Consider the following 3,545-nt stretch of genomic DNA (forward strand, 5'->3'; position numbering starts at 1 on the left):
CATTACCGTTTGACCGCCAATGGTTCCGAAGCCTCCTACCATGGCTTTGTCGTCTTTCACAGTTCTGTCACCGTGAAGCTCCACAAAGTCATCTGTTATGTTGTAGAAATAATCTAAGGTGTAGGGCCTTTCCGGATGGCGGCTTAGCTGCACGCGTTGCCAACGGGTTAGATTTTTGTAAGTCTCTTCCTTGAGCCTGAGAATTTTTCGCTCCAATGATTTCACGTCTTCTGTTACATCCACTCGGCTGCTCTCGGCCAGTTGCTTCATCTCGGCCAACTTACCTTCAAGCTCTATTATTGGTTGTTCAAATTCCAAAAGCATGTTTGTTAAATGATCCGACTACAAAGCTAAATATAAAGTGCTTTCGAACTTAATTTTTTAGCATAAATGCTCCACTCCAATATTTTCTTTAATTTATGGCCTTTCAACCATCTCAAACCTTTTTTTAATGGACAGCCCTTTCAATGCCGACCTAAGAGTAGTAAAAAATGTTTTGCTGATTTTTGCCGGAATATTGGGGATAGTCATTATCAAAACACTGGCCTCACTGCTCATTCCACTGGCCTTTGCCTTGTTTATTGGCATTCTACTCACTCCTATTATCAGCTTTTTGGAGCGCAAACGCTGGCCATATACGGTGAGCATAACCTTAATTACTATTATTACCCTTGGCTTTATATTTCTAATTGGCCTTATCGTGTATGATACGGGCATGCAGATAGTTGATGAGAAGGATAAACTTCTGGCTCAGATTGAAGTGAAATTCCAGGACATACTGGGTAATTTAGATTTTATTCCGGGAGTTAGTCAACTGGAAACCGGAGGGTTCATCCAGATGCTAAATGAGGCATTTTCTACTGATTTTCTGTTGAATACATCGGGTGAACTCGCGAGCTCACTGGGCGCTTTCACCTTCAACTTTATACTTTGTGCGATTTACTTGGTAGCTGTGCTTGGCAGTATTGTGCGGTACGAAAAATACATTGCCTATCTGGAGGGTGATGATGTGGTGGGGAAAGAAAGGCTTACCCGTTCGTTTGTAGAGGTACGCAACTCTATTGTAAGCTACATGAAGGTAAAGTTCTTTACCAGTTTTTTCACCGGGCTATTCTTTGGGGCTATTTGTTATTTTTTCGGGGTCGATTTTGCCTTGTTTTGGGGCTTTTTGGCCTTTCTTCTCAACTTTATCCCTACTGTTGGTTCAATAACGGCTACCATTCCTCCTGCATTACTGGGCCTTATTCAGATCGACTCTAGCGGCTCTTTCTTGTTTTTTATTGCTCTGCTAATTGCTACTCAGTTTATCTGGGGCAATGTGATTGAACCTTATGTTATGGGGTCTTCTGTAGCCCTAAATACAGTAACGGTAATTCTCGGACTGGTAGTTTGGGGTTATATATGGGGTGTTGCAGGCATGCTTCTTTCAGTGCCGCTAATTGTACTGGCACGTGTTATTTTAGCGCAGTACCCCGATGCCGACTTACTGGTAAAACTTATGGGAAGAAGCCAGGTAGAGGAATAGCTGGATAGAACTGCTTTGCTCTATTTTTCAGGATTATTTATGTAGTTCAACACAACTTCCGCCACACGTTGTGTCTTCCCAGCCCCTCGTAAGTCACATACGAGAAGCTACAATAGTGGCAAAGGGCAGCATCATATGCCATCCAAAATCAGGTAACTCACCCTATTTTTATTTTAGGCAAGAAGTGTATTTCTAAATCTTGCCTCCATTTATGTCTTTACAAATGGTTCTTAAAAAACGCTGTGAGGACACAGCTTGTGCCTAGTATACTGAGTCTGACAAATGTGATCTAAATGAGTAACCCTATTTATTTTTATGAAATAATCGGGCTTAGCTTGGTCACTTTCCGGCTAGCTTCTATATTGAAAGAAAAAACACATGGAATTGCTAGGAATTGGAATGCCCGGTGGGGTAGAAATTTTTGTCATCATCTTCTTATTGGTCGGAATTATACTCCCCTTGGCGGCTATTATAGATATTGCCACCAGTCAATTCAAAGATGGAACAACCAAATTAATATGGCTATTGGTAGTTATTTTTGCTCCATTCCTTGGGACGCTTATTTACTTTGCTGTAGGAAAAGGACAGAAAAAACCTAAGCGAACATTTAACCTCAACTCAGAGGATTAACACAGGAAATTAACACCGTATGAGTATGCTCTTTATAATTCTCGTTTTCTACCTTGTTCCCTTCCTTATTGTATTGGTAGCCTTGGTAGATATTTTAAGAAGTGATTTTGAACCAAGTCAGAACAAGCTCATTTGGGTAATAGTAGTAATACTACTCCCCATTCTGGGCTCTATACTCTATTTGATCATAGGAAGGAATCAGCGAAGAATGCCTTATTAACTATACTTCCCAGTCTTTCTCATGAGAACTAATTTTGGTATTTGGCAATACAAATGGTGCAACTATAGCGGCTATAAATAAGGTAATTACTAGAAAAATAAACATGGTCTCAGTTCTTTGCTGCGAAGATGCGAATTATCTTAAAAGCTGTAAAGCAAATTGTAGACTTTTATAGGGTTTAAAGCTTCTTTTTATGGCTTAGTATGTTCCCTCCGTCATGTACTGACCAGTGGACAATGAGTCTGTAATCAGCTAGTTTTGCTGTCGGAATCGTTTCATCATAAACTCTTTTTGTCCCAGCGGTCCAAAACCAATGACCTCGCCTTGCTCATTGAGGTATATTTGCCAGTCTACAGCTTGATCTCTGAAATAGAATGTTGTATCAGAAGAAGGCACGATTTCCATTTTACCGGGGTTTCCATCGGGTTGAATAAATAGCTTACCTCCTTCTGTGGTAATGTGCATGAATCCATTATCTCCATAGTCACCCACATATTTATTAATGAGGTTGGTGCTCAACCTGTGCTCTACCCTTGGTTGGGGTAGTTCGAATGGTCTCTTTTTCCAAATGTTTCGGATGGCCTTATATACCGGAACGGCATATTCAACCGACCGGTCGTGTACCACAATAAGTACGTCATCGGCATCAATATAGCGGCTAAAAATTACGTGTGACTCTACCCCTTGCCCCAAGTGCTGAAACACCCGGTTGCCCGGTTTGTCGTCAACTAAACCACCTCCAAAGCCATATCGTCCCTTTTCTCCGCTTGCCAATATCATGGGAGTATAAGCCAGCTCCTGAATGCCAGCTCCCAAAATTTTCTCCTGAGCCAAAGCACGATCGAATTTGAAAAGGTCTTCTGCAGTAGATACCATATTGCCTTCACCCAACATAAATGCGAACAAATTGTCTAAATGAGCTGCTCCTATTCTCTCCTTATATCCCGGCATATCAGTAACAAAGTGAGTATTCTCCATTCCAGATGGTTCTAGTATGTGCTGCTTCACATAATGGGAGAATTCTTGACCCGCAACCTTCTCTACTACACCGGGCAACAACAAATAGGCTGTTTGGTTGTAGTTTTCATGAGCTCCCGGAGCACCTTGAGGGTCGGGCCTGTATTGAGCCACCAGATGAACCATATCATTGACCGTAAGAAAACGGTCGTG

The 3,545-nt window shown here is 41.6% G+C and carries 4 protein-coding genes and 1 pseudogene; 3 read left to right on the top strand and 2 right to left on the bottom strand.

All coding sequences use genetic code 11. The features are described from left to right. Positions 1-324, bottom strand: a pseudogene (locus tag B3763_RS12050) (acetyl-CoA carboxylase carboxyl transferase subunit alpha); the annotation flags it as partial. 127 nt (positions 325-451) lie between these two features. Between B3763_RS12050 and B3763_RS12055 the strand changes: the two are divergent. The 3 genes from B3763_RS12055 (at position 452) to B3763_RS12065 (ending at position 2,375) form a co-directional block, all read left to right on the top strand. Further along, complete coding sequence (locus tag B3763_RS12055; RefSeq protein WP_189631186.1) at positions 452-1,525, top strand: AI-2E family transporter; 1,074 nt, start codon at positions 452-454, stop codon at positions 1,523-1,525. A gap of 378 nt (positions 1,526-1,903) precedes the next feature. Then, positions 1,904-2,155: a PLD nuclease N-terminal domain-containing protein gene (locus B3763_RS12060; RefSeq protein ID WP_189631185.1), complete on the top strand. Its 252-nt coding sequence runs from the start codon at positions 1,904-1,906 to the stop codon at positions 2,153-2,155. Between the two features lie 25 nt (positions 2,156-2,180). Continuing rightward, entirely contained in the window at positions 2,181-2,375 is a 195-nt protein-coding gene (locus B3763_RS12065) for a PLDc N-terminal domain-containing protein (RefSeq protein ID WP_229838725.1), read from the top strand. 252 nt (positions 2,376-2,627) lie between these two features. Here the strand turns inward: B3763_RS12065 and B3763_RS12070 are convergent. Then, on the bottom strand, positions 2,628-3,545 hold a 918-nt coding region (locus B3763_RS12070), incomplete at its 5' end, for a serine hydrolase domain-containing protein (RefSeq protein WP_286746778.1).

This window comes from Roseivirga sp. UBA1976 (assembly GCF_002336325.1).
Classification (GTDB): domain Bacteria; phylum Bacteroidota; class Bacteroidia; order Cytophagales; family Cyclobacteriaceae; genus Roseivirga; species Roseivirga thermotolerans.

What these genes read in the sequence shown, in the direction of transcription:
- B3763_RS12065 (WP_229838725.1), top strand. Translation starts at nt 2,181, where the DNA reads ATGCTCTTTATAATTCTCGTTTTCTACCTTGTTCCCTTCCTTATTGTA.
- B3763_RS12060 (WP_189631185.1), top strand. Translation starts at nt 1,904, where the DNA reads ATGGAATTGCTAGGAATTGGAATGCCCGGTGGGGTAGAAATTTTTGTC.
- B3763_RS12055 (WP_189631186.1), top strand. Translation starts at nt 452, where the DNA reads ATGGACAGCCCTTTCAATGCCGACCTAAGAGTAGTAAAAAATGTTTTG.